Annotated in this window: 20 protein-coding genes; 18 read left to right on the top strand and 2 right to left on the bottom strand. The window is 58.3% G+C overall.

What is annotated here, in order from left to right:
• Nucleotides 1-294 precede the first annotated feature (294 nt).
• From AB5202_RS08290 to hflX, 15 genes are all read left to right on the top strand, one after another.
• Nucleotides 295-1965, top strand: coding sequence for a ribonuclease J (locus AB5202_RS08290; protein WP_022094702.1), 1671 nt, complete (start codon nucleotides 295-297; stop codon nucleotides 1963-1965).
• Between the two features lies 1 nt (nucleotide 1966).
• The gene (locus tag AB5202_RS08295) at nucleotides 1967-4747 is read left to right on the top strand and encodes an FtsK/SpoIIIE family DNA translocase (protein WP_230320369.1); all 2781 of its coding nucleotides are present in this window, start codon (nucleotides 1967-1969) and stop codon (nucleotides 4745-4747) included.
• Nucleotides 4747-6258: a helix-turn-helix domain-containing protein gene (locus AB5202_RS08300; protein WP_161144704.1), complete on the top strand. Its 1512-nt coding sequence runs from the start codon at nucleotides 4747-4749 to the stop codon at nucleotides 6256-6258. Before AB5202_RS08295 ends, AB5202_RS08300 begins: the two co-directional genes overlap by 1 nt.
• Nucleotides 6259-6284: 26 nt before the next feature.
• Entirely contained in the window at nucleotides 6285-6782 is a 498-nt protein-coding gene (locus tag AB5202_RS08305; protein WP_006235971.1) for a YajQ family cyclic di-GMP-binding protein, read from the top strand.
• 27 nt (nucleotides 6783-6809) lie between these two features.
• On the top strand, nucleotides 6810-8159 hold the full coding sequence (gene rimO / locus AB5202_RS08310; RefSeq protein ID WP_138112638.1) for a 30S ribosomal protein S12 methylthiotransferase RimO: 1350 nt from the start codon (nucleotides 6810-6812) through the stop codon (nucleotides 8157-8159).
• A gap of 99 nt (nucleotides 8160-8258) precedes the next feature.
• The gene (gene pgsA, locus AB5202_RS08315; RefSeq protein ID WP_229028279.1) at nucleotides 8259-8807 is read left to right on the top strand and encodes a CDP-diacylglycerol--glycerol-3-phosphate 3-phosphatidyltransferase; all 549 of its coding nucleotides are present in this window, start codon (nucleotides 8259-8261) and stop codon (nucleotides 8805-8807) included.
• Nucleotides 8808-8819: 12 nt separating this feature from the next.
• Entirely contained in the window at nucleotides 8820-9350 is a 531-nt protein-coding gene (locus AB5202_RS08320) for a CinA family protein (RefSeq protein ID WP_055309901.1), read from the top strand.
• Nucleotides 9351-9607: 257 nt separating this feature from the next.
• Nucleotides 9608-10756, top strand: a complete 1149-nt coding sequence (recA, locus tag AB5202_RS08325; protein ID WP_022094695.1) for a recombinase RecA — start codon at nucleotides 9608-9610, stop codon at nucleotides 10754-10756.
• 11 nt (nucleotides 10757-10767) lie between these two features.
• Nucleotides 10768-11460 (top strand): regulatory protein RecX, encoded by a 693-nt coding sequence (locus AB5202_RS08330; protein WP_138112634.1) that lies wholly within the window; start codon nucleotides 10768-10770, stop codon nucleotides 11458-11460.
• A 257-nt stretch (nucleotides 11461-11717) separates the two neighbouring features.
• Nucleotides 11718-13268, top strand: a complete 1551-nt coding sequence (gene rny / locus AB5202_RS08335) for a ribonuclease Y (protein ID WP_117770339.1) — start codon at nucleotides 11718-11720, stop codon at nucleotides 13266-13268.
• Nucleotide 13269: 1 nt separating this feature from the next.
• Nucleotides 13270-14355 carry an ATP-binding protein gene (locus AB5202_RS08340; RefSeq protein ID WP_138112632.1) on the top strand — a complete coding sequence of 362 codons (1086 nt, stop codon included), beginning with the start codon at nucleotides 13270-13272 and terminating at the stop codon, nucleotides 14353-14355.
• Nucleotides 14356-14429: 74 nt separating this feature from the next.
• Nucleotides 14430-14747 (top strand): stage V sporulation protein S, encoded by a 318-nt coding sequence (locus AB5202_RS08345; RefSeq protein ID WP_006235982.1) that lies wholly within the window; start codon nucleotides 14430-14432, stop codon nucleotides 14745-14747.
• 52 nt (nucleotides 14748-14799) lie between these two features.
• Nucleotides 14800-16170 (top strand): tRNA (N6-isopentenyl adenosine(37)-C2)-methylthiotransferase MiaB, encoded by a 1371-nt coding sequence (gene miaB / locus AB5202_RS08350; protein WP_055285164.1) that lies wholly within the window; start codon nucleotides 14800-14802, stop codon nucleotides 16168-16170.
• Nucleotides 16170-17108: a tRNA (adenosine(37)-N6)-dimethylallyltransferase MiaA gene (gene miaA / locus AB5202_RS08355; protein ID WP_138112628.1), complete on the top strand. Its 939-nt coding sequence runs from the start codon at nucleotides 16170-16172 to the stop codon at nucleotides 17106-17108. Before miaB ends, miaA begins: the two co-directional genes overlap by 1 nt.
• On the top strand, nucleotides 17108-18397 hold the full coding sequence (gene hflX, locus AB5202_RS08360) for a GTPase HflX (RefSeq protein ID WP_138112625.1): 1290 nt from the start codon (nucleotides 17108-17110) through the stop codon (nucleotides 18395-18397). The genes miaA and hflX overlap by 1 nt, the downstream gene beginning before the upstream one ends.
• Here hflX and AB5202_RS08365 read toward each other — a convergent pair.
• Nucleotides 18382-19086: a heparan-alpha-glucosaminide N-acetyltransferase gene (locus AB5202_RS08365; RefSeq protein WP_368144283.1), complete on the bottom strand. Its 705-nt coding sequence runs from the start codon at nucleotides 19084-19086 to the stop codon at nucleotides 18382-18384. The two genes, hflX and AB5202_RS08365, sit on opposite strands and share 16 nt — an antisense overlap.
• The gene (gene lexA / locus AB5202_RS08370; protein ID WP_138374200.1) at nucleotides 19086-19730 is read right to left on the bottom strand and encodes a transcriptional repressor LexA; all 645 of its coding nucleotides are present in this window, start codon (nucleotides 19728-19730) and stop codon (nucleotides 19086-19088) included. The genes AB5202_RS08365 and lexA overlap by 1 nt, the downstream gene beginning before the upstream one ends.
• Before the next feature lie 163 nt (nucleotides 19731-19893).
• Here lexA and AB5202_RS08375 point away from each other — a divergent pair, with 163 nt between their 5' ends.
• Genes AB5202_RS08375 through dut form a run of 3 tightly spaced genes read left to right on the top strand, consistent with a single transcriptional unit; the run spans nucleotide 19894 to nucleotide 21286 of the window.
• On the top strand, nucleotides 19894-20343 hold the full coding sequence (locus AB5202_RS08375) for a LysM peptidoglycan-binding domain-containing protein (protein ID WP_161144708.1): 450 nt from the start codon (nucleotides 19894-19896) through the stop codon (nucleotides 20341-20343).
• 51 nt (nucleotides 20344-20394) lie between these two features.
• Entirely contained in the window at nucleotides 20395-20838 is a 444-nt protein-coding gene (gene nrdR, locus AB5202_RS08380; RefSeq protein WP_022093781.1) for a transcriptional regulator NrdR, read from the top strand.
• 4 nt (nucleotides 20839-20842) lie between these two features.
• On the top strand, nucleotides 20843-21286 hold the full coding sequence (dut, locus tag AB5202_RS08385) for a dUTP diphosphatase (RefSeq protein ID WP_138112619.1): 444 nt from the start codon (nucleotides 20843-20845) through the stop codon (nucleotides 21284-21286).
• Nucleotides 21287-21405: the final 119 nt, after the last annotated feature.

Consider the following 21405-nt stretch of genomic DNA (forward strand, 5'->3'; position numbering starts at 1 on the left):
TATCGCGAGTTCCGCACGAACAGGAGGCCACTTAATGTGGCCTCCGTCGTGAGCAGGACTGTAGAGCAGGAAACTTAGCCCGTGCCGGGGCCGCTGAGCCCTGACCGGCGGGATACACAGGTTCAGATGGGGCTTTGATGCATGGGTGGTCTGTTGTTGTGCAAATGGGTATCATACTGTGGTTATTGCATCGACTCTGTGATGCATGTTTGTACGTTCCCGGCGGTCGGTTTGCCAGAAGCGCCCCGTCGGTTGTTCCAGACCCGTTTCGAAGAAAGGAAACAACACTAACCTATGGCAGCTAAAAAATCATCTCCCTTGAAGATCATCCCGCTCGGCGGCCTTGACGGCATCGGCAAGAACATGACGGTCTTCGAGTGCGGCGACGACATGGTGCTCGTCGACGCTGGCCTCATGTTCCCCGACGACTCCCAGCCCGGTATCGACCTGGTGCTTCCTGACTACACCTACGTTCTTGAAAACGAGGAGAAGCTCCGCGGTATCGTCGTCACCCACGGCCACGAGGACCACACCGGTTCGCTTCCGTATCTGCTGCAGGACCTCAACAACAAGGTGCCCATCTTCTCGAGCAAGCTGACGCTTGGCTTTATCGAGGGCAAGCTCTCTGAGTTCCGCATCCGCGCGCCCAAGTTCCGCGAGGTCAAGGGCGGAAGCCATGTCAACCTCGGCGGCATCTCGCTCGACTTCTTCTCGATGACGCACTCCATTCCCGGCGCTCTGGGCGTGTTCATCCGCACCAACCAGGGTACCGTTATGCACACCGGCGACTTTAAGCTCGACCAGACGCCCATCGACGGCGTCACGCCCGACTATGCCGCTATCAGCCGCTTTGCCAAGCAGGGTATCGACCTGCTGCTTTCTGACTCCACCAACGCCACGGTTCCCGGCTTTACCAAGTCCGAGGCCGAGGTTGGTCCCAACCTGCTGCACGCCATCAAGAACGCGCCGGGTCGCGTGTTCGTTGCGTCGTTCTCGAGCCACATCCATCGTTTGCAGCAGATCTGCGATGCCGCCCGCAAGTGCGGCCGTAAGGTCGTTGTGACCGGTCGCTCCATGCTCACTAACACCCGCGTGGCGCGCGAGCTTGGCTACCTCAACATCGACGACGCCGATATCATCGATGCCTTTGACATTGATAACCTGCCTGACGACAAGATTGTTGTCATGTGCACCGGTTCGCAGGGCGAGCCGCTGTCGGCCCTGTCCCGCATGGCCAATGGCGAGCACAAGACGCTCTCCATCCACGAGGGCGATACCGTTATCCTCTCGGCAACTCCTGTTCCCGGCAATGAGAAAGCCGTCCAGCAGGTCGTCAACAGCCTGGCCAAGCTCGGCTGCGACGTGTGGGATAAGAACCGCGCCCTCGTTCACGTTTCCGGTCACGGTAGCCAGGAGGAGCTCAAGCTCCTGATGGCCATGGCCAAGCCCACGTACTTTATGCCGGTTCACGGTGAAGCCGTGCATCTGCGCGCCCATGCCCAGCTGGCCCGCAAGATGGGTCTCAAGGACGATCATATCTTTATCCTCGACAACGGCGACACGCTCGAGATGCGCGGCGGTATCGTTAAGCGCGGTACGCCCGTCGAGTCCGGCGTCGTTTACGTCGACGGCCTGCGCATCGGCGATACCGACCCCATCGTCCTGCGTGATCGTCAGAAGCTCGCCAACGACGGTATGGTTACCGCTGTTGCCATCGTCTCGCTCAAGCACAAGAAGATCGAGGCCATCGAGTTCTCGGGCCGCGGCGTCTCGTTTGCCATCGACGACCAGTTCTCCGAGGATGCCTCCGCGTCCATTATGAAGACGATCGAGAAGGGCAAGTTCAGCTTTACGAGCAGCGGTTCCGATGCCATTCGCAAGGCCGTGCGCGATTCGCTCTCTAACTTTATCTGGAGCCGTACTCGCACCCGTCCGATGATCATCCCGGTCGTCATGGAGGTTTAGTTTGGCGCGCGGATCTGCACAAAACGCCAAAGGCAATAAGGCCAATAACCAACCGGCATCTGCTAAGGGTGCCGGTTCCCATCTGCGTGCCAATAAGGGGCACGAGTCCGAGTTCGATGATTTCGAGCCCTTGGTCGAGCCCTCGGCCAACCGCGATATCGCCGGCGTGGTCATTGCCGTTTTGGCGATTGCGTCCTTTATTGCCGTGATTTCGCCGGCGACTGCGCCCGTTACGGCTGCGGTTGCCGGTTTCTACCACTTGGGCTTTGGTCTGGGCGCCTACGTGCTGCCGATCGTCATTTTGCTGTTTGCCGCCACGCTCTTTTTAGGCGAGGACTCGCCGCTCAACGTGCGCTCGGTCGCGGGCGGAGCCGTGGTCTTTATCACCGTTGTCTCCATTCTTTCGCTGATGGTGCCGGGTACGAGCGACTCGTGTGACCTTATGTTCACGCCGCAAAATCTGTCCGCCTCGGGTGGCTACATCGGTGCGTTTATTGCGAGTGCGCTGCAGAATGCCCTGGGTAAGCCTATCGCGATGGTGGTCCTGTTGGGTCTGGCCGTCGTTGGTTTTGTCATCATCGGCTTTTCGGTGGGTGGCGTGCTGCGCTCTGCTCGCGACCGCGCGGCCGATTTTGCCGAGCGCCGTCGTGCCGATGTTAACGCGAGCCCGTGGGGTGACGACGAAGCCCTGTCGGTGCCCGGCGTTGCCCGTCCGCACCTGAGCATTCTTCGTCAAAAGGGCTCCGATGCTGCCGTGACCACGGTCATGGGCAACGATGTGGACCCGGTTTTGGACGATGACGACGAGGACGAGGATCCGTTTGTCGACGTATCCGATGCCGTGGAGGCCGAGCGCGCTAAGACGACGCTGCTGCCGCGCCGTCATGTCAAGAAGGGCAAGGCCACGCCCAAGTTGAATACAAGCGAGCCCGACCCGTCTTGGTCCGATAGCGAGATTGAGCTTACCGAGGGCGATGACGAGGACGACGAGGCTCCGATTGAGACCGCAAAGACAACTTTGCTGCCGCGTCGCCATGCTAAGCGCGAACAGGTAACCGGCCAGCTTTCGATGGAAGACGACCCCGATAAGATCGACGAGTCCGAGCCGCCGTTTGCCGTGAGTCCTGTCTCGGCAACACCTCAGATTCCCGACTTCTTGAAGCATCCCAAGGTTGCCGATACGGCTGTCGCGGGCGCTGCCGAGGCGCCTACTCCTAGCGATGGGGGAGCGGTCAATGCCCCCGCGGATAACGAGGGCGAAGAAGAGGACGGCCTCAAGCTTCCGCCGCTCGAGATCCTGCACGCCAACCCGCAGTCGGCGTCCTCCGCGTCATCTGACAAGGAGCTGGAACAGACTGCCGAGTCACTGCAATCCACCTTGCTTGAGTTTGGCCGCAGTGCCCGCGTGGTCGGCTGGATCGCCGGCCCCACGGTGACGACCTTTAAGCTGCAACCTGGCGAGGGCGAGCGCGTGAGCAAGATTTCGAGCCTCGAGGACGATATCGCGCTTTCGCTCGCTGCTCAGTCGGTGCGCATCTTTGCCCCGATCCCCGGTACCTCGCTTGTGGGTATCGAGATTCCCAATCGCAAGCGCCAGAACGTCAACCTGGGCGACGTGCTTCCCTATGTGAAGGGCGGTCCGCTCGAGCTGGCCATCGGTCGAGATGCCGAGGGCACGCCGGTCGTCGCTGACCTCGCCAAGATGCCCCACCTGCTGATCGCCGGCACGACCGGTTCTGGTAAGTCGGTGATGATCAATTCCATCATCACGACCCTGCTCATGCGAGCCCTTCCCGAGGACGTTCGCCTGATCATGGTCGACCCCAAGCGCGTCGAGCTTGCGGGCTATAACGGTTTGCCGCATCTCTATGTGCCCGTGGTGACCGAGCCCAAGCAGGCCGCGAGCGCTCTGCAATGGGCCGTGTCCGAGATGGAGCGTCGCCTGAAGGTCTTCGAGCGTCTCAACGTGCGTAAGATCTCGACCTACAACGAAAAGCAGGCCGCCGGCGAGTTTGAGCATTACGACAACCCGCCCCAAAAGATGCCCTATCTGGTCATTATCATCGACGAGCTTTCGGACCTGATGATGGTCGCCGGCAAGGATGTCGAGGCCTCGATCGTTCGTATCGCCCAGCTGGGCCGTGCCGCCGGTATACACCTTATCGTGGCTACGCAGCGCCCCAGCTCCAACGTGGTGACGGGCCTCATCAAGGCCAACATCACCAACCGCATCGCCTTTAACGTCGCCACGGGCATCGACTCGCGCGTCATTATTGACCAGATGGGTGCCGAAAAGCTCACCGGTTTGGGCGACATGCTGTTCTCCAAGGTCGACTGGGGCAAGCCTCGCCGTATCCAGGGCTGCTTTGTCTCGGATGACGAAATCAACGAGATTGTCGAGTTCGTCAAGTCGCAGAGCGAGCCCGACTACCACGAGGAGATTCTGTCTGCCGTGGCGCCCGCTTCCATGTCCATGGCGGGTGGCGGCGGTATTGTCCGCACCGGAGTAGCCGAGCCGCAAGACGATGATCCGCTCATTTGGGAAGCCGCCCATATTGTGGTGGAATCGCAGCTTGGCTCCACATCTGGCCTGCAACGTCGTCTGAAGGTTGGCTATGCGCGTGCCGGGCGTATTATGGACATGCTGGAAGAAAAGGGTGTCGTCGGCCCGCCCGACGGTTCCAAGCCGCGTGAGGTCCTGTTGGACGAGGAGGGGCTTGCCGCGCTGGAATCTGTCGACGCCGAGATGGCACGTGAAGATCGTGAGTTTGGAGGATTCTGATGGCTGCACGCTTTGGTGACATGCTGCTCGAGCAGCGTCGCCGGATGGGCCTTTCCATTCAGCAGGTCGCCAACACCATCAAAATCAGGCCGCAGATCATCGAGTTTTTCGAGACCGGTAACTTTGCTTCGATGCCGCCGCGCGGCTATGCGCAGGGCATGATTTCGAGCTATGCTCGCTTTTTGGGCCTCAATCCGCGCGAGGTCGTCAATGCCTACTTTGACGACCTGATGGCATACGAACGCGAGACGTCGCAGCAGGGCGGTCGTTTTCAGGACGCCGCCGGCTACGTCAATTCGCGTTCCTCGGTCGATAACGGGCGCTTCCTGATGGTTCAGGGCGGTCGTTCAACCCGCTATGGACAGCGTCCTCAGCAGGCCGGTTATATTACTGAGACGGGTTCGGGCGAGGAGATTCGCTCACAGCGTGACCGGTTCCGCAGTACGCCGATGCCCGAGGACCGTGCACTTCCCGCTGCCCGCGGCGTGGCGCGTGACCCTCGTGCCGGCTACGGCGACGGCGGCTATTCCGATCGCGGTTACCGTGGTGCCTCTATGGGACGCTCTCGCGGTGGCTATTCGGATGCCGATACCACGCAGGTGACGCCGCGTCTTCGCTCTCAATCACAGCCGTATGGCCAGCGCTCTTCGGCTCCGCGTTCGGTCCAGCGTGGCTATCAAGGCCGCGGTGAACTTGCGCCCCGCTCGGGTCAGCGCAGCCTTCAGGGCCAGGGCGGCTATCGCGGCCGTTCCGATAGCAATCGCGGTCGTATGCCTCAGGGAAGCGGCCGCAGCAGTTCCGGTCGTGGACGCGGCGGATCACGTACTCCTCAAAACAACGGGCTCGATCCGCGTATCGTCTACGCCGGCATCGGTGCCGTTGTGCTGCTGTTGATTGTGCTCATCGTGGTGCTTCTACGTGGCTGCGCATCTTCGGCGCCCGAGAACACGCCCGAGACGCCCACTGCTACCAAGATGACGACCAAGAAGTCTTCTAAGAAGACCGAAACGGTCGACGAGGACGATGACACCGATGAGGCGACGGATGAGTCGACTGATTCGGACGCTACCAAGACGACGGCCAAGAAGGAAGAGAACGAGGTCACGAAGGTCAAAGTCTCCGTTGCCAAGGGAAAGACCGCGTGGATTGAGGTCAAGGTTGACGGCAAGTCGGTCTATGGCGCCCAGGCGACTGGCCCCTTTGAGCAGGAGTACACGCCCGAGTCTTCGATCGAGATCACCACGTCCAAGCCTTCCGATGTCACCGTTACCAAGAACGGTGAAAAGGTTCGTTACGATACCAAGACCTCGGGCGTGGCGCGTGTGACGATCACCGTTCCCAAGAAGGAGACGTCTGATTCCGAGAATGGTGAAAGTTCTGATGGTACCGACACCACCGATGGTACCGATGCCACCGACGGTACCGATGCCCAGTCCACGGATGGCGCCGATACCGCAACTGACGGTCAGACACCCACCGATTCTACCGACAATTCGTACGATAGCTACTAGGCCGCTCGTACGCGAAAGGAAACATCATGGCTAAAGATTCCAGCTTCGACGTCGTGTCCGAGGTCAACATGCAAGAGGTCGACAACGCCTTCCAGCAGACCACGCGCGAGATTTCCCAGCGCTATGACCTTAAGGATTCCGGCGCCACGATCGAGCTTTCGAAGGGCGACAAGCTCTTTACGATCAACGCCCCGGCCGACTTTGTCTCCAAACAGATTGTTGACGTGCTGAGCTCCAAGCTCATCAAGCGCGGCATCGACCTCAAGGCTGTCTCGTGGGATGCTCCGCAGGCGGCATCGGGTGGCACCGTGCGCGTGCTCGGCCATATCGTCGAGGGTATCGACCAGGCGACCGCCAAGAAGATCAACAAGGACATCAAGGATCAAAAGCTCAAGGTCAAGGTGACCATCGAGGCCGACAAACTGCGTGTTTCCTCTGCTTCGAAGGACGCGTTGCAGACCGTGATTCAGTTCCTGCGCGACCAGGACTACGGCCAGCCGCTGCAGTTCACCAACTACCGCTAATATCAATCGAAAGGACCGCTCTCCAACATGGATACACCGTTGGGCTCCGTGCTCTACATCACCCTCGGGTGCGCTAAGAACGAGGTTGACACCGACCGCATGCGTTCTCTTTTGACCGCCGCGGGCTACGAGGAGGCATTCGACCCGCAGGATGCCGATATCGCCATCGTCAATACTTGCTCGTTCCTCGCCTCCGCAACGTCCGAGAGCATCGAGACCACGCTCGAGCTCGCCAACGAGGTTCAGGACGGCGTTCGTTCTTGTCCCATCGTCATGTGCGGCTGCGTGCCGTCGCGCTATGGCGATGACCTGCCTGACGAGCTGCCCGAGGTCGCTGCCTTTGTGAAGGCCGACGAGGAAGATGGCATCGTGGCGGTCATCGATGGCGTGCTGGGTGTCGAGCGTGAGATTGCAGCCTATATCCCGCAGGTCAAACGTACCGTCGAGGGTGCTGTCGCTTACGTCAAGATTTCCGATGGCTGCAACCGCTTCTGCAGCTTCTGCATGATTCCCTACATCCGCGGCCGCTATCATTCGCGCAATGCCGAGAGCATCATCTCCGAGGTGCGCGACCTGGTTTCCGGCGGTGTGCGCGAGATCGTGCTGATCGGCCAGGACACGGGCATCTGGGGTACCGACTTTGCCGACGAGGACGTCGCCGATGGCTCGCCGCGCAATCTGGCGCAGCTGCTGCGTGCCGTCGCCGAGGCCGTGCGCCCGCACAACGTCTGGGTCCGCGTGCTCTATCTGCAGCCCGAGGGCATGACTGACGAACTCATCGAGACGATTCGCGATACGCCCGAGGTGCTGCCCTATATCGATATCCCCGTGCAGCACTGCGACGCGCGCATCCTTAAGGCTATGCGCCGTTCTGGTTCGCGCCAGGAGCTCGAGGACCTGTTCCGCGATCTGCGTGAGCGTATCCCCGGCATCGTGATCCGTTCCACGGCCATGGTCGGCTTCCCGACCGAGACCGACGACGAGTTCCGCGACCTTATCGACTTTATGGACACCGTCGGCTTTGACTACACGAGCGTCTTTGCCTACTCGCAGGAGGAGGGCAGCCTGGCCGCTAAGATGGAGGGCCAGGTCGACGAAGAGGTCAAGCTCGAGCGCGCCCAGGAGGCCATGGACCTGGCCGAGTCGCTCGGTTTTGCCGCCACCGCCGCACATGTGGGCGAGCGCGCCCAGGTGATCGTCGACGGTATCGAAGAGACCGAGGATGGCGCCGAGCTGATCGGCCATGCCTGGTTCCAGGCGCCCGATTCCGATGGCGCGGTGCATCTGGACGCCAGCGAGGCGTCCGTGGGCGATATTCTGACCGTCGAGTTTACCGATAGCTTCTGCTATGAGCTTATCGGTCATGTTGTGGAGTAGGAGAGCGTCGTGGCTAACGAGAGCAATAAGGAACTGACGAGTGTCTGGACGCCCGCCAACATCGTGACGTGCGTTCGCATCGTCTTTATCCCGGTGTTCATGATCGTGTCGGCGCTTTCTCACACGAGTGTTGCCGGTACGGATTGGAGCACCTTCGACGGCCCGCTCGCCGCCGCTGCCTTCATTCTGTATGTGATCCTGTCGTGCACCGATAAGGTCGACGGTTATCTGGCGCGTTCGCGCAACGAGATCACCGACTTCGGTAAATTCTTGGACCCCATCGCCGATAAGCTGCTCGTGTTCTCGGCCCTGCTGCTGTTCTTGGATTTTGGTATGGTGACCGTGTGGTCCGTGTTCATTATCCTGTTCCGCGAGCTGCTGGTGAGCGCCCTTCGCATGGTCGCGAGTGCGGCCGGTGTGGTCGTTGCGGCCGATAAGCTCGGCAAGTACAAGACGGCAACCACGATGGTCTCCATTTGCGGTTACCTGTGCGTTTTTGCTATGGCCGGCTTGCACCTTGGCCCGGTGGCGCTGACGCTCGGCATCTACTCGGTGTCGCGCTTCCTGTACGCCGTTGCCGTTGTCCTGACCGTTATCTCGGGCGCCCAGTACTTCTGGAACTGCCGCAAGATCGTCTTTTCGGTCTAGGTCCTAGTGGGTATGACGGACTCTTTTGAGCAGATTTCCGCACATAACGAGGAGCTGGCGCGTGATATTGTCGAGCGTGCGAGCGCTCGGGGCGTGACGGTTTCGACGGCTGAGTCGCTGACGGCGGGTATGATCGCCTCGACGATTGCCGATATCCCGGGCGCCTCGGCGGTGCTGCGTGGCGGTGCGGTGACCTATTGCGATGAGATTAAGCATCGTGTTCTTGGTGTTGAGCAGGAGACGCTCGACCGCTATACCGCGGTGTCGCATCAGACCGCGCGCGAGATGGCGGTGGGTTCGCTGGAGCTGTACCAGAGCGATATTGCAGTGAGCGCAACGGGTTATGCCGGCCCCGGCGGTGGCACTGAGGACGATCCGGCGGGCACTTTCTATATTGGCTGGGCGCATCGTTCCGCCGATGGGGGCGTGCCGGTCGTGGACTCTGTGCGCTGCCACTATGAGGGCGACCGTTCGTGTGTTCGTGCCCATGCGGTCACGGAGGCATTGGGTCGCATTGCCCTTGTGCTCAACTCTATGGAATAGACGTGTTTTAAGGGGCCTCCGAGCCCCTTAATTGTGGAGATAGGGACCTTAGGCTCATTTGGCGTTTGTGCTGGTTGTAGATGTATTTTTGCCTGCCTTGTTCATATTTGGTCCTTTGTGGTCAAGCATTTGGTCAGTGTTTGGTCGGCGTTTGGTTGGGTTTTGGAAAGACCGCCTGCATATGATTGGCCTGAACGGTTGACCACGAACAGCCGTTCGTTTATTATCGATGCAGGTTGTTAAGAGGAGGGCTATTCATGGCCAAGAATTCAGGTCCCGTACGTACCGTTCATGCTCGCACGACGGGTAAAGAGCGCGATGAGATGATCGCCACCACCAAGGCCGAGATCGAGAAGAAATTCGGCCAGGGTTCCATCATGAGGTACGGCGACGGTGGTCCCGAGCTCGAGGTCGAGGCCATTCCCACGGGCGCCCTGGCCCTCGATGCCGCGCTGGGTATCGGCGGCGTGCCGCGCGGCCGTATCGTCGAGATTTACGGTCCCGAGTCCTCCGGTAAGACGACGCTTTCGCTCGAGATCCTGGCCGAGGCCCAGGCAATGGGTGGCGTTGTGGCATTTATCGATGCCGAGCACGCGCTTGATCCCACGTATGCCGCGCGCATCGGCGTGGATATCGACGAGGTGCTCATTTCCCAGCCCGATACGGGCGAGCAGGCGCTTGAGATTGTTGACATGCTCGTGCGTTCCGGCGCCATCGATGCCATCGTCGTCGACTCCGTCGCCGCGCTGACCCCGCGTGCCGAGATCGAGGGAGAAATCGGCGATACTACGGTCGGTCTTCAGGCTCGCCTAATGAGTCAGGCGCTCCGCAAGCTCGCCGGCTCGCTGTCCAAGTCCAACACGACGTGCATCTTCATTAACCAGCTGCGTGAGAAGATCGGCGTCATGTTCGGCAACCCCGAGACTACGACGGGCGGCCGCGCCCTTAAGTTCTTCTCTTCGGTGCGTATCGACATTCGCCGTATCGACAGCATTAAGCTTAAGGACGAGGTTATCGGTAACCGCGTGCGCGCCAAGGTCGTTAAGAACAAGGTGGCAGCTCCGTTCCGTTCTGCTGAGTTCGACATCATGTACGGTACGGGCATCTCTAAGGAGGGCTCAATTCTGGACATGGCTGTCGAGTGCGGCATCTGCAAGAAGATGGGCTCCTGGTTTGCCTATGGCGAGGACAAGCTTGGCAACGGTCGAGAGGCCGCCAAGGCTTTCCTGCGCGAACACCCCGATTGCGCCGACGAGATTGAGCATAAGGTCCGCCTTGCCTGCGGACTTGAGTTTGATGACGATGCTCCGTCCGAGGTCGAGCTGACCGATCAGCCTGCGCCTGAGGAGTTTGACGAGCTTTACGCCATCGATGGTTCCGCCATGCTCGATGATGACGACGAGTAGCGGTTACGCTCATGTCGTATACGGTGACCGAGGCCACGGCCTTCTTTCCCGATAAGAAGGCGGCTTCCTCGTTCTCGAGCGGGTATGCGTCCAAAAAGCCTTGCGCACATATCGATTGTGAGCTTGAGGGCGGTTTTGAGCGGTCCATTTGGATTCCCGTGCGGGTCGCGCGGCTGTATGTCAAAAACCGCCCCGATCTTCCCTGTGATTGGGACAACTTTCGTGAGGCGGTGCAGCTCATCGAGGGTAAATGTGCACTTACCATGGTGACCGAGATGCTATCGCGCCGCGACCATGCGACGGGTGAGGTCCGTGACAAGCTGGCTCGCTACGGCTTTCACCAGCCCGCGATCGATTTCGCCGTCGAGCGCGCCACAGAGTATCACTTTTTAGACGAGAACCGCTTTTGCTCGTACTTTATCGAGGAGCGCAAGCGGCGCGGTTGGGGACAGCGCAAAATCGAGACCGAGCTCAAGCGCCGTCATGTCGTGCTCGATGACATTCCCGGTTATCCCGAGGATTATTTTGCCGTCGAAGACGATTTGGCGCGTGCGTCAGCCCTGCTCGCCAAGCGGCGTGTTCCAGAGACGCGCGGATTCGAAAAACTGGTTCGGTTTTTGATGGGCAAGGGCTTCTCGTATCACATCGCCGCCGATGCCGTTAAGGCACGTCTCGATGCCGAACGCGAGAAATGTGCGGTTTAGGCGTATGCGCTTTGTGGCCCTGCCGTTCACCGCGTTTTAGCCGCCGTGCCGGGGCCATTTATTTGACAGTTGTTGTGGTTCAACGTACGATAAACACTGTCATTTGCTTTGTGATATGTGCTCATCTGTGATGAGTTTGTTTATATGTTTATCTGTATCCGACCCGCATAAGCTGCGCCCATATTACTCAAATGTCGCGAGCCGTTCGTAAGGACGGTTCGCTTTGTTGTGTAACGAATCCATAAAAAGGAGTGAGCATGCCTATCATCGCAGCGCTCGTTGGCATCGTTTTGGGTGCCATCGCCGCCATTGCCTACATGCGCACCGCCAAGCAGGGTAGTCTTCACGAGGCCGACGAAAAGATTCAGTCGGCACACGCGCAGGCTGAGTCCCTGATCGGTGATGCTAAGCGTCAGGCCGAGACCCTCAAAAAAGAGGCTCTGCTCGAGGCTAAAGAGGAGATCATCAAGAACAAGCAGGCCGCCGAGGCCGAGGACAAGCAGCGTAAGAGCGAGATTCGTACGCTCGAGAACCGTGTGATGCAGCGCGAGGAGTCCCTCGATCGCCGAAACGACGCTCTCGACAAGCGTGAGCACCAGCTGTCCAGCCAGGCCGGTCAGGTCGAGAAACGCTCCCGCGAGCTTGAGGAGCTCTGCGCCAAGCAGACCTCCGAGCTCGAGCGTATCGCCGACCTGACCCGCGAGGATGCCCACAAGGAGCTCCTCGATAAGGTTCGCGGCGAGGTCACCCACGAGGCCGCCACGATCATTCGCGAGTCCGAGCAGCAGGTTCGCGCCGAGTGCCACAAGACCGCCCAGGAGATTCTGTCCCTGGCGATTCAGCGCTGCGCTGCCGACCACACAGCCGAGGTCACCGTTACCTCCGTGCACATTCCCTCTGATGACCTCAAGGGCCGTATCATCGGTCGCGAGGGTCGCAACATCCGGACCTTCGAGCAGGTTTCCGGCGTCAACCTCGTGATTGACGACACGCCCGAGACCGTCGTTCTTTCGAGCTTCGACCCGGTCCGTCGTGAGACCGCCCGTGTTGCCCTCGAGAACCTCATCGCCGACGGCCGCATTCACCCCGCCCGCATCGAGGAGATGTATCACAAGGCTGCCGACCTGGTTCAGCAGCGCGTGCGCGAGGCTGGCGAGCAGGCTGCCTTCGATACCGGCATTCACGACCTGCACCCCGAGATCGTCAAGACCCTTGGTGCCCTGCGCTACCGTACCTCGTTTGGTCAGAACGTGCTTCAGCACTCCCTCGAAGTCTCTGACCTGTGCGGCGTGATGGCTTCCGAGCTTGGCCTGGACGTTGTGACCGCCAAGCGCGCCGGCCTGCTGCACGACCTGGGCAAGGCAATTGACCACGACGTCGAGGGTCCGCATGCCGTCATCGGCGCCGAGCTTGCCCGCCGTTATGGCGAGAAGCCCGTTATCGTTCATGCTATCGAGGCTCACCATGCCGATGTCGACCCTAACACGGTGCTCGATGTCCTGGTACAGGCCGCTGATGCTGTCTCTGCTTCTCGCCCCGGTGCCCGTCGCGAGTCTGCCGAGAACTACATCAAGCGTCTCGAGAAGCTCGAGGAGATCGCCAACTCCCATGAAGGCGTCGAGCGTACCTATGCCATGCAGGCTGGTCGCGAGGTACACGTCATGGTTCAGCCGGACAAGATCTCCGATGCCCAGTCCACGGTCCTGGCTCACGATATCGCCCATCAGATCGAGGAAGAGATGGAGTATCCCGGTCAGGTGCGCGTCGTCGTGATTCGCGAGAGCCGCGCTGTCGATATCGCTAAATAACATGAGCGACGCGAACGAGCTCATCTCATTTATCGCGTCGATGTCGGGGGAGGGCAACCTTCGCGTCGAGGAGAACCTTGGCGAGGGGTATGTCCGCCTCCGCGTTTCGGAGGCCGAGCGGCGCCAGGCAAAGCACGACATTCAGCATGTCGAGGATATCGTCATCGAAATGCTCCGTAATGCTCGCGATGCTGGTGCCGACAAGGTCTATCTCGCCACGACCAAGGAAGATGGCGTCCGCACGCTTGTCTTTCTGGATAACGGTTCGGGCGTTCCACAGGATATGCAAGAGCGAATCTTCGATGCCCGCGTTACCTCCAAGCTCGAGAGCATGAAGATGGACCGTTGGGGCGTTCACGGTCGTGGCATGGCATTGTTTTCGATCAAGCAGAACACTGACGAGGCCCGTGTGGTCACGTCTGGTGTCGACCTTGGCTCGGCCTTTAAGGTGAGCGTTGCGGCCGACCGCCTCAGTGAGCGTGCCGATCAGTCCAGCTGGCCCCAGGCCGTCAGGGATGAGGACGGACGTTATGTCTGTGCTCGCGGCCCGCATAATATTATTCGCGCTGCTTGTGAGTTTGCGCTCGAGGAGTTGTGTGGTTGCGATGTCTATCTTGGTTCTCCGTCTGAGATTGCCGCGACCCTTTATGCTCAGGCGTCAAGTCGGCTCGATACGTCGCGTCTCCTGTTCATTGATGACGAGAGTGAGCTTCCGGTTGTCGATCGTTTAGGCCTTGCCTCTGATGCCGAGGACTTTATCCGTATCTGTTCGGGTTTGGGTCTTGAGATGTCCGAGCGCACTGCTCATCGCATTTTGGCAGGGCAGATTAAGCCCGTTCGCGGTGTGACCGCGCGTCTGCTGCGCGAGCGTGATTCGTCCTCGCATGCGCCGGCTCCTGTCGATCTTGCGAAGGATCGTCGCGGGCTACGTATTGCCAAGGATGACATGGCACAGTTTTCGCGTGCTGTGGAGCGTGACTTTAATGACCTTGCCGCCCGGTACTATCTCAACCTTTGTGGCGACCCAAAGATTCGTGTTTCGCGTGATCGAATCACTGTGACCTTCGATCTTGCCAAAGAGGAATAGTGCCTTTACCGAGTCCACTCGGTACGATACAGTTATTGCAGTTAAAACGTACTTTTAAACGCAGGAGTTTCTTCATGGATTGCCTGAAGGTATCAAGCAAATCATCGCCCGCGTCCGTTGCCGGCGCCATCGCCGGCATGGTCAAGGATGGTGTACCCGTCAACATCCAGTGTGTCGGCGCTGGTGCTGTCAACCAGGCCATTAAGGCCGTGGCTATCGCGCGCGGTTTTTTGATTCCAACCGGTTTTGATATTTCCTGCGCGCCCGTGTTCTCCGACATCCTCATTAACGGGGAGTCGCGCACGGCCATTCGCCTTTCTATCTACGTTCACCAGATCAATCGAGCTGCTATGGATAACGTCGTCATGGATGATGTTAAGCCTGTGGCATAGCTTCTGCTTGCCTCGATTCGCCCCCCCCTCTCCATCGTTAGGACTTATGCACATGGACCAGCGTTCCGTACGCGATATTCTTGCCGGTAAAACCTACTTTATCCGCACCTTTGGCTGCCAGATGAATCAGCACGACTCCGAGCGCGTGAGCGGTCTGCTCGATTCGTATGGTTGCCTCATGGCGCTCGATCCCGAGCATGCCGATATTGTTGTCTTCATGACATGCTGCGTGCGCGAGGCCGCCGATACTCGCCTGTACGGCCAGTGCAATTCCTGTAAAAGCCTGCCGCCTTCGCCTTCGGGCAAGCGTGTGGTTGCCGTTGGTGGTTGCATCGCGCAGCGCGATGGCGAGGGCCTGCTCACCAACGTCGATAACGTCAATGTCATCTTTGGTACGCATTCCATCGCACATGTGGCAGAGCTCATTGCCGAGGCGTTCCTTGATGGCAAGCGTCATATCCGCACCAATGAGCATGAGGATACGGATGCCATGAGCATGCCGTGGCATCGCGAGACCCAGTATCACGCCTGGGTGCCCATTATGACGGGCTGCAATAATTTCTGTACCTATTGCATCGTGCCGTACGTGCGCGGTCGCGAAAAGAGCCGCCCCTTCGAGGAAATTGTCGACGAGGTGACCGGTTTGGTGCGCCAGGGCGTGCGCGAGATTACGCTGCTGGGCCAAAACGTTAACTCATATGGTCGCGATCTGTTTGGCAAGCCGCGTTTTGCCGATCTGCTGCGTGCCGTGGGTGATACGGGTGTGGAGCGCATCTTCTTTACCTCTTCTCATCCTAAGGATCTGCTGCCCGAGACCATCGACGCCATGGCCGAGACGCCCGCCGTCATGCCGCAGCTTCACTTGGCCGTTCAGTCGGGCTCCACGCGTATCCTCAAAGAGATGAATCGCCGTTATACACGCGAGGACTATCTGGGCCTGGTCGATCGCATTCGCAACCGCATGCCCGATATCGCGCTCTCGACCGATATTATCGTTGGCTTCCCGGGCGAGACTGAAGAGGACTTTGAGCAGACGCTCTCACTTGCCGAGACGGTCCGCTATGCTCAGGCCTATACCTTCATCTATTCCAAGCGCGCCGGTACCCCGGCCGCAGAGATTGACGATCCTACGCCGCATGAGGTTATTCTCGAGCGTTTCAACCGCCTGGTTAAGGTTATCGAGACTACGGCACACGAGTATAACCAGGGTGAGCTTCATACTGTGGTGCCGGCGCTCATTGAGGGAACGAGTAAAAAGAACGACGCGGTCCTGCTGGGCAAGAGTCCCAAGAATCAGACCGTGCATGCGCCTATCCCCGAGGGTTACAGCATCGATCAGCTTGTTGGCAAGATCGTTGATGTTGACGTTGACGTTGCCAAGACCTGGTATTTGTCCGGCTCCGTTGTGGGCGAGCCGCGCTAATGGTTTCTCCCAGGGCAGGACTTTCCGCCGTTGCGATCGTCGGTCCGACGGCGGTTGGTAAGAGTGATGTTGCCGACCGTTTGGCAGCTCGTCTTTCGTCCGAAGTGCTGTCGTGCGATGCGATGCAAATCTATCACGGCATGGACATCGGTACCGCAAAGATGGCGCCCGATGAGTGTACGGTGCCGCTGCGTCTCGTCGACATTGTAGAGCCGGGTGTGGCATATTCTGCTGCGCTTTATCAGGCTGACGCTCGCGCGCATGTTGAACGTCTCCTTGGTTCGGGTTGCCTGCCGGTTTTTTGCGGAGGTACGGGGCTGTATCTCAAGGCCGCCCTCGATGAGATGGACTTTCCCTCGGGTGAACTTGAGGACGATCGTCGTATGGGCTATCAGGAGCTTGCCGAGCGTATTGGCGAGGAAGAGCTGCATGCCCTGCTTGCCGAGCGCGACCCAGAATCGGCTGCTGTTATTCATCCCCATAATGTGCGCCGTGTGATTCGTGCGCTCGAGATGCATGATGATGGTATTTCCTATGCACAGCAAAAAAGTCAGTTTAGTGTTCCGCGCGAGCATTATCATGCTCTATGGTTTGGTCTGACGCGTAATCGCGAGGTGCTCTACGAGCGCATTAACCTGCGCGTCGATCTGATGTTTGAGCAGGGTCTTGTCGATGAGGTTCGCGGTCTTATGGACCAGGGGCTGGGAGATGCCCTGACTTCGATGCAGGCAATTGGCTATAAAGAGATCATTGATGCTTTCAATGGCGTGATTTCTATGGATGAGGCTCGCGAACTCATCAAGATGCGTTCGCGTCGCTATGCCAAACGTCAGCTTTCGTGGTTTAAGCGCGATGACCGTATCGTGTGGTTTGATATGGACGAGTTTACGATCGATGAGGTCGTTGAGGACATCCTGCATCGTATTGAGGCTGCCTAATGGCCCGTTTCCCCCTTGTTCCCACGGCACCCGAGCCCGAGCGTGCCATATTAGTTGGTGTTGAGTGGCGCGACAATGCATGGCCGCTCGATCGCTCGCTTGATGAGCTGGAGCGTCTTACCCACACGGCTGGTGCCCAGTGCGTGGCACGCTTGTCACAGCGTTTGGTAAAGCCGTATCCTAAATCGTTTATCGGTTCCGGTAAGGTTGAAGAGCTGTGCGGCCTGGTGCATCGCATGGATGCTGATGTCGTTATTTTTGACGACGACCTGACGCCCTCGCAGCAATCCTATTTGGAGAAAGCCGTGGGCGAGCCGGTAAAGATTATCGATCGTACGGCACTGATCTTGGATATTTTTGGCCTGCATGCTCAGACGCGTGAGGGACGCCTACAGGTACAGCTGGCACAGCTTCAATATCTGTTGCCTCGTCTGCGTGGCATGTGGAGCCATCTCGCCAAGGAACAGACGCGCGGCGGCATCGGCTCACGCTTTGGTCAGGGCGAAAGTCAGCTCGAGGTCGACCGTCGCCTCATTCGTAATAAGATCGCTGCGCTTCGTCGTGAGCTCAAGCAGGTTGAACAGCGTCGCGATGTTCAATCCAAGAGCCGCATTGAGTCACCGGCGTTTCGCGTCGCGTTAGCCGGTTATACCAATGCGGGTAAATCGTCGTTGCTCAATCGTCTGACCGGATCTACGGTGCTTTCGCAGGACAAGCTGTTTGCTACGCTCGACCCGACGACGCGTTCGTATCGCCTGCCCGGCGGTCGTGGCATGACGATTACCGATACTGTTGGCTTTATTCAAAAGCTACCGCATGGTCTCGTTGATGCCTTTAAGTCCACGCTGTCTGAGGTTCTTGGTGCCGATCTGATCCTTAAAGTTGTGGATGCCTCTGACGAGGACTACGAGCGCCAGCTCGAGGCAGTCGATCGCGTTCTTGACGAGATCGGTGCCGGCGAGCGTTTGACGCTTACGGTGTTCAATAAAATCGATCTTCTCGATAGCGTTGATCGATTGAGTTTCCGTCGTCGCTATCCCGAGGCCGTGCTGTTCTCGGCCCAGACGGGCGAGGGACTCGACGATCTCGTCGACCGTATTGCTCGCGAGGCGGCTGCCACCGATGTGTTGCTCTCCGCTGAAATCCCGTATCGCGAGGGCGCCCTCATCACGCTGGTGCATGAACAGGGAACCCTTTTGCACGAGGAATATCTTGAGGGCGGCGTTCGTATTGTTGCGAAGCTGCCGGCTCGTATCGCGCCGCGGCTCAAGCGTTATCGCACCGAGTAGACGAGCTCCAAAAAGCCCAGAATAATGGGCTGATGCAGTAGATAAAAGGGGAGTGCGTGACGTCCAAGGCTGGCGAGCTCCGGGATGGGATTGGCGTAGGCCCAGCTAGGGACGGTCTTATCGATTCCCTTCGCTATGTGTGCGGCGAAGTATCCTGCAAGATACATAAAGAAAAACGGGATGATGAGGTAGTAATCACCTGAGACAAACCCAGGGCTCGGAAATCCCAGCCACGCCAGGTAGGGGACAGGGTAGATCGTTTTGGGGATGCTCCAGGTGAGGGCAAACAACAAAAGGCATAGGGACATGCCCCATCTCGCCGATATCTTCTTAAGGACGGGATCGGTCAACGCCACGATGCCGGTACATGCGGCCATGCAGTAGATGATGCCAAAATTAACAGAATCGTCAACTGAGACAAGTGTTGTTGCCAACCAGACGACGAGTGCTGCTAAGGCGTATTTGGCGGCACGTTTGATATTGTTGCGCGAAAGGGTGCACATCCAACCCGCGATAAACAAAAATACCCAGCTGATGCTGGCGCGCCAGATGTCTTGAAAGACAGTCTGGGTAAACCAGGGCATATCCCAGTCGTACAGGTAGGCAAGATCGTAGCAAGCGTGAAAACCTGCCATTGAAATCATCGTAAGCCCGCGGACGGTATCAAAGATGGTGATGCGTTTTTGCATTACGAGAACCGGCGCATCAAGCCGACGACTTTGCCCAAGATAACGGGATTCGTTGCATAGATAGGCTCCATGGTGTCATTCTCAGGCTGCAGGCGTACGCGTCCCTGCTCCTTGTAGAACGTCTTGACGGTCGCTGAACCATCAATCATAGCCACGACAATTTCGCCGTTCATGGCACTCTTTTGTTCACGGACGATGATGTAATCGCCATTGAAGATACCGACATTGATCATTGAGCTCCCATGCACCTCAAGGATAAAGGAACCCTGATCAGTGGCGATTTCGGTCGGGATAGTAAATGTGTCTTCGATATTCTGCTCGGCCAGAATGGGAATCCCAGCCGCGACGCGACCAACGAGCGGTAGTGAGACCGTTCCGCGAGGTGCGGTGGTCTCGTCAGATTTAGAAATTGAGACAGAGGAACCGTCCTCGTTAAAGAGTTCCAGAGCGCGCGGTTTGGTGGCATCGCGCTTGAGTAGCCCGCGCGCCTCCAGGGCAGATAGATGGGCGTGCACGGTGCTGGGGGAGGAAAGGCCCACGGCAGAAGCCATCTCGCGCACGCTGGGCGGATAACCCTTCTCCTGCTGATATTCCTTGATGAAGTCGTAAATTTGCTGCTGACGCTTGGTAATTTTGCGAGCCATCAGGGCATCCTCTCTACCCATGTCAAACAAATGTTCGAATTTTGCTTGACAGGAACAACTGTTCGAAGATAATAATAACCGAACATTCGTTCTCGCGCTAGACATTTTTGTCCGCGCGGCTTGATAAAACTGTTCTCAGCAAAACACGCGAGAGGAGAACATGATGAACGCAACGAATATGGTCCAGGGAAACCTCGCCCTTAAGCTCGAGACGTCTGCAGAATACACTTTTACGGTTGTTCAGGGTGGCTGCTCCGGCTTTCAGCCTTTGACCGTAAAGCCTGCTCGCAATCAGCAGGCTGTAGCCGCGCCGGGCCGCGTTGCCCTGAAGGTTCCGACGATTGTCGCCGTTGCCGTTGCGCTTACGCTCTTCTTTGTCCTCGCTACGTCGGTCTTTAGCGCTCGTCACGCCGCGTATGCCGAGTCCGTTTCCAACGTTACCTATGAGACCATTCGCGTTCAGTCTGGTGATTCTCTTTGGTCGCTTGCCGAGGAATATCCAATCGAAGGCCTTTCCACGCAAGAGACTTCCGACATGATCCGTAACGTCAATCATCTGGAGCATGGTTCGCTCGCCGCCGGTGCGCATCTTAAGGTTCCTGCTCGTTCGTAATCATTATCGCGCTGCGCATGGTACCCTTGTTATCGTTTAAGAGGAGGTACCATGCGCTGTCCCAAATGCGGCAAGGCACATACCCGCGTCGTTGATTCCCGTATGCAGGAGTCAAATAACACCATTAAGCGTCGCCGCGAATGTTGCTCGTGTAACTATCGCTTTACAACGTTCGAACGATGCGAAGACCCAATCGAGGTCATTAAGTCGGACGGAACCAAGCAGCGGTTCGATCGCAATAAGCTGCTCGTCGGCTTGATGCGCGCCACTATCAAGCGCGATATCGACACTAAGAAGCTCAATGAGATTATCGATGACATCGAGGTCGAGCTGCGCTCTCGCACGCTGACGGCCGTTACGTCCCATGAGTTGGGTGACATGGTACTCAAGCGCTTGGCCAAGATCGACAAGGTGGCGTACATCCGCTTTGCCTCGGTCTACCGCGATTTCAAAGACGTCGATGAGTTTCTGCAAGAGCTCGACAAGCTAAGGTGATTCCATGTCCAACATTACCGTCAACATAAAGCGTCTCGACCCCACCGTCGAGCTTCCCAAATACGCCCATCCCACCGATGCCGGCTTGGATTTGCGCTCCAACGAGGACTGCATTCTGAAGCCCTTCGAACGCCGTCTGGTCTCTACTGGGCTGGCCATCGCCCTGCCCGATGGCTACGCCGGCTTCGTCCAGCCCCGAAGCGGTTTGGCCATCAAGCAGGGCCTGTCTATAGTCAATACGCCGGGCCTCATCGACGCCCACTACCGAGGAGAACTCAAGGTTATCCTCATCAACCTGGATCCCTCCAACAACATCCAAATCAACAAAGGCGACCGCATAGCCCAACTCGTCATCCAAGAAGTCCCCACGGTCAACCTCATAGAAGTAGAAGAACTAGACGAAACCGACCGAGGCAACGGAGGCTTCGGCTCCAGCGGCGTCGCCTAGGGGCGCTCGTATCCCTCCCGCCCGGGGCTTACCTATATCATTCCATGCTCAAACATTCTCGCGTCGCTTCGCTCGCTGCGAAACTGCGCGTGGAACGATATAGGTAAGCCCCGGGCGGG

The organism is Collinsella aerofaciens (assembly GCF_040915545.1).
Classification (GTDB): domain Bacteria; phylum Actinomycetota; class Coriobacteriia; order Coriobacteriales; family Coriobacteriaceae; genus Collinsella; species Collinsella aerofaciens_BE.

Excerpts from the sequence above, each read along its gene's own strand:
- AB5202_RS08330 (WP_138112634.1), top strand. The coding sequence starts at position 10,768 with ATGTCGTATACGGTGACCGAGGCCACGGCCTTCTTTCCCGATAAGAAG.
- rny (WP_117770339.1), top strand. The coding sequence starts at position 11,718 with ATGCCTATCATCGCAGCGCTCGTTGGCATCGTTTTGGGTGCCATCGCC.
- rimO (WP_138112638.1), top strand. The coding sequence starts at position 6,810 with ATGGATACACCGTTGGGCTCCGTGCTCTACATCACCCTCGGGTGCGCT.
- AB5202_RS08305 (WP_006235971.1), top strand. The coding sequence starts at position 6,285 with ATGGCTAAAGATTCCAGCTTCGACGTCGTGTCCGAGGTCAACATGCAA.
- lexA (WP_138374200.1), bottom strand. The coding sequence starts at position 19,730 with ATGGCTCGCAAAATTACCAAGCGTCAGCAGCAAATTTACGACTTCATC.
- AB5202_RS08320 (WP_055309901.1), top strand. The coding sequence starts at position 8,820 with ATGACGGACTCTTTTGAGCAGATTTCCGCACATAACGAGGAGCTGGCG.
- miaB (WP_055285164.1), top strand. The coding sequence starts at position 14,800 with ATGGACCAGCGTTCCGTACGCGATATTCTTGCCGGTAAAACCTACTTT.
- miaA (WP_138112628.1), top strand. The coding sequence starts at position 16,170 with ATGGTTTCTCCCAGGGCAGGACTTTCCGCCGTTGCGATCGTCGGTCCG.
- AB5202_RS08290 (WP_022094702.1), top strand. The coding sequence starts at position 295 with ATGGCAGCTAAAAAATCATCTCCCTTGAAGATCATCCCGCTCGGCGGC.
- AB5202_RS08340 (WP_138112632.1), top strand. The coding sequence starts at position 13,270 with ATGAGCGACGCGAACGAGCTCATCTCATTTATCGCGTCGATGTCGGGG.
- AB5202_RS08300 (WP_161144704.1), top strand. The coding sequence starts at position 4,747 with ATGGCTGCACGCTTTGGTGACATGCTGCTCGAGCAGCGTCGCCGGATG.
- dut (WP_138112619.1), top strand. The coding sequence starts at position 20,843 with ATGTCCAACATTACCGTCAACATAAAGCGTCTCGACCCCACCGTCGAG.
- AB5202_RS08375 (WP_161144708.1), top strand. The coding sequence starts at position 19,894 with ATGAACGCAACGAATATGGTCCAGGGAAACCTCGCCCTTAAGCTCGAG.
- nrdR (WP_022093781.1), top strand. The coding sequence starts at position 20,395 with ATGCGCTGTCCCAAATGCGGCAAGGCACATACCCGCGTCGTTGATTCC.
- AB5202_RS08365 (WP_368144283.1), bottom strand. The coding sequence starts at position 19,086 with ATGCAAAAACGCATCACCATCTTTGATACCGTCCGCGGGCTTACGATG.
- recA (WP_022094695.1), top strand. The coding sequence starts at position 9,608 with ATGGCCAAGAATTCAGGTCCCGTACGTACCGTTCATGCTCGCACGACG.
- pgsA (WP_229028279.1), top strand. The coding sequence starts at position 8,259 with ATGATCGTGTCGGCGCTTTCTCACACGAGTGTTGCCGGTACGGATTGG.
- hflX (WP_138112625.1), top strand. The coding sequence starts at position 17,108 with ATGGCCCGTTTCCCCCTTGTTCCCACGGCACCCGAGCCCGAGCGTGCC.
- AB5202_RS08345 (WP_006235982.1), top strand. The coding sequence starts at position 14,430 with ATGGATTGCCTGAAGGTATCAAGCAAATCATCGCCCGCGTCCGTTGCC.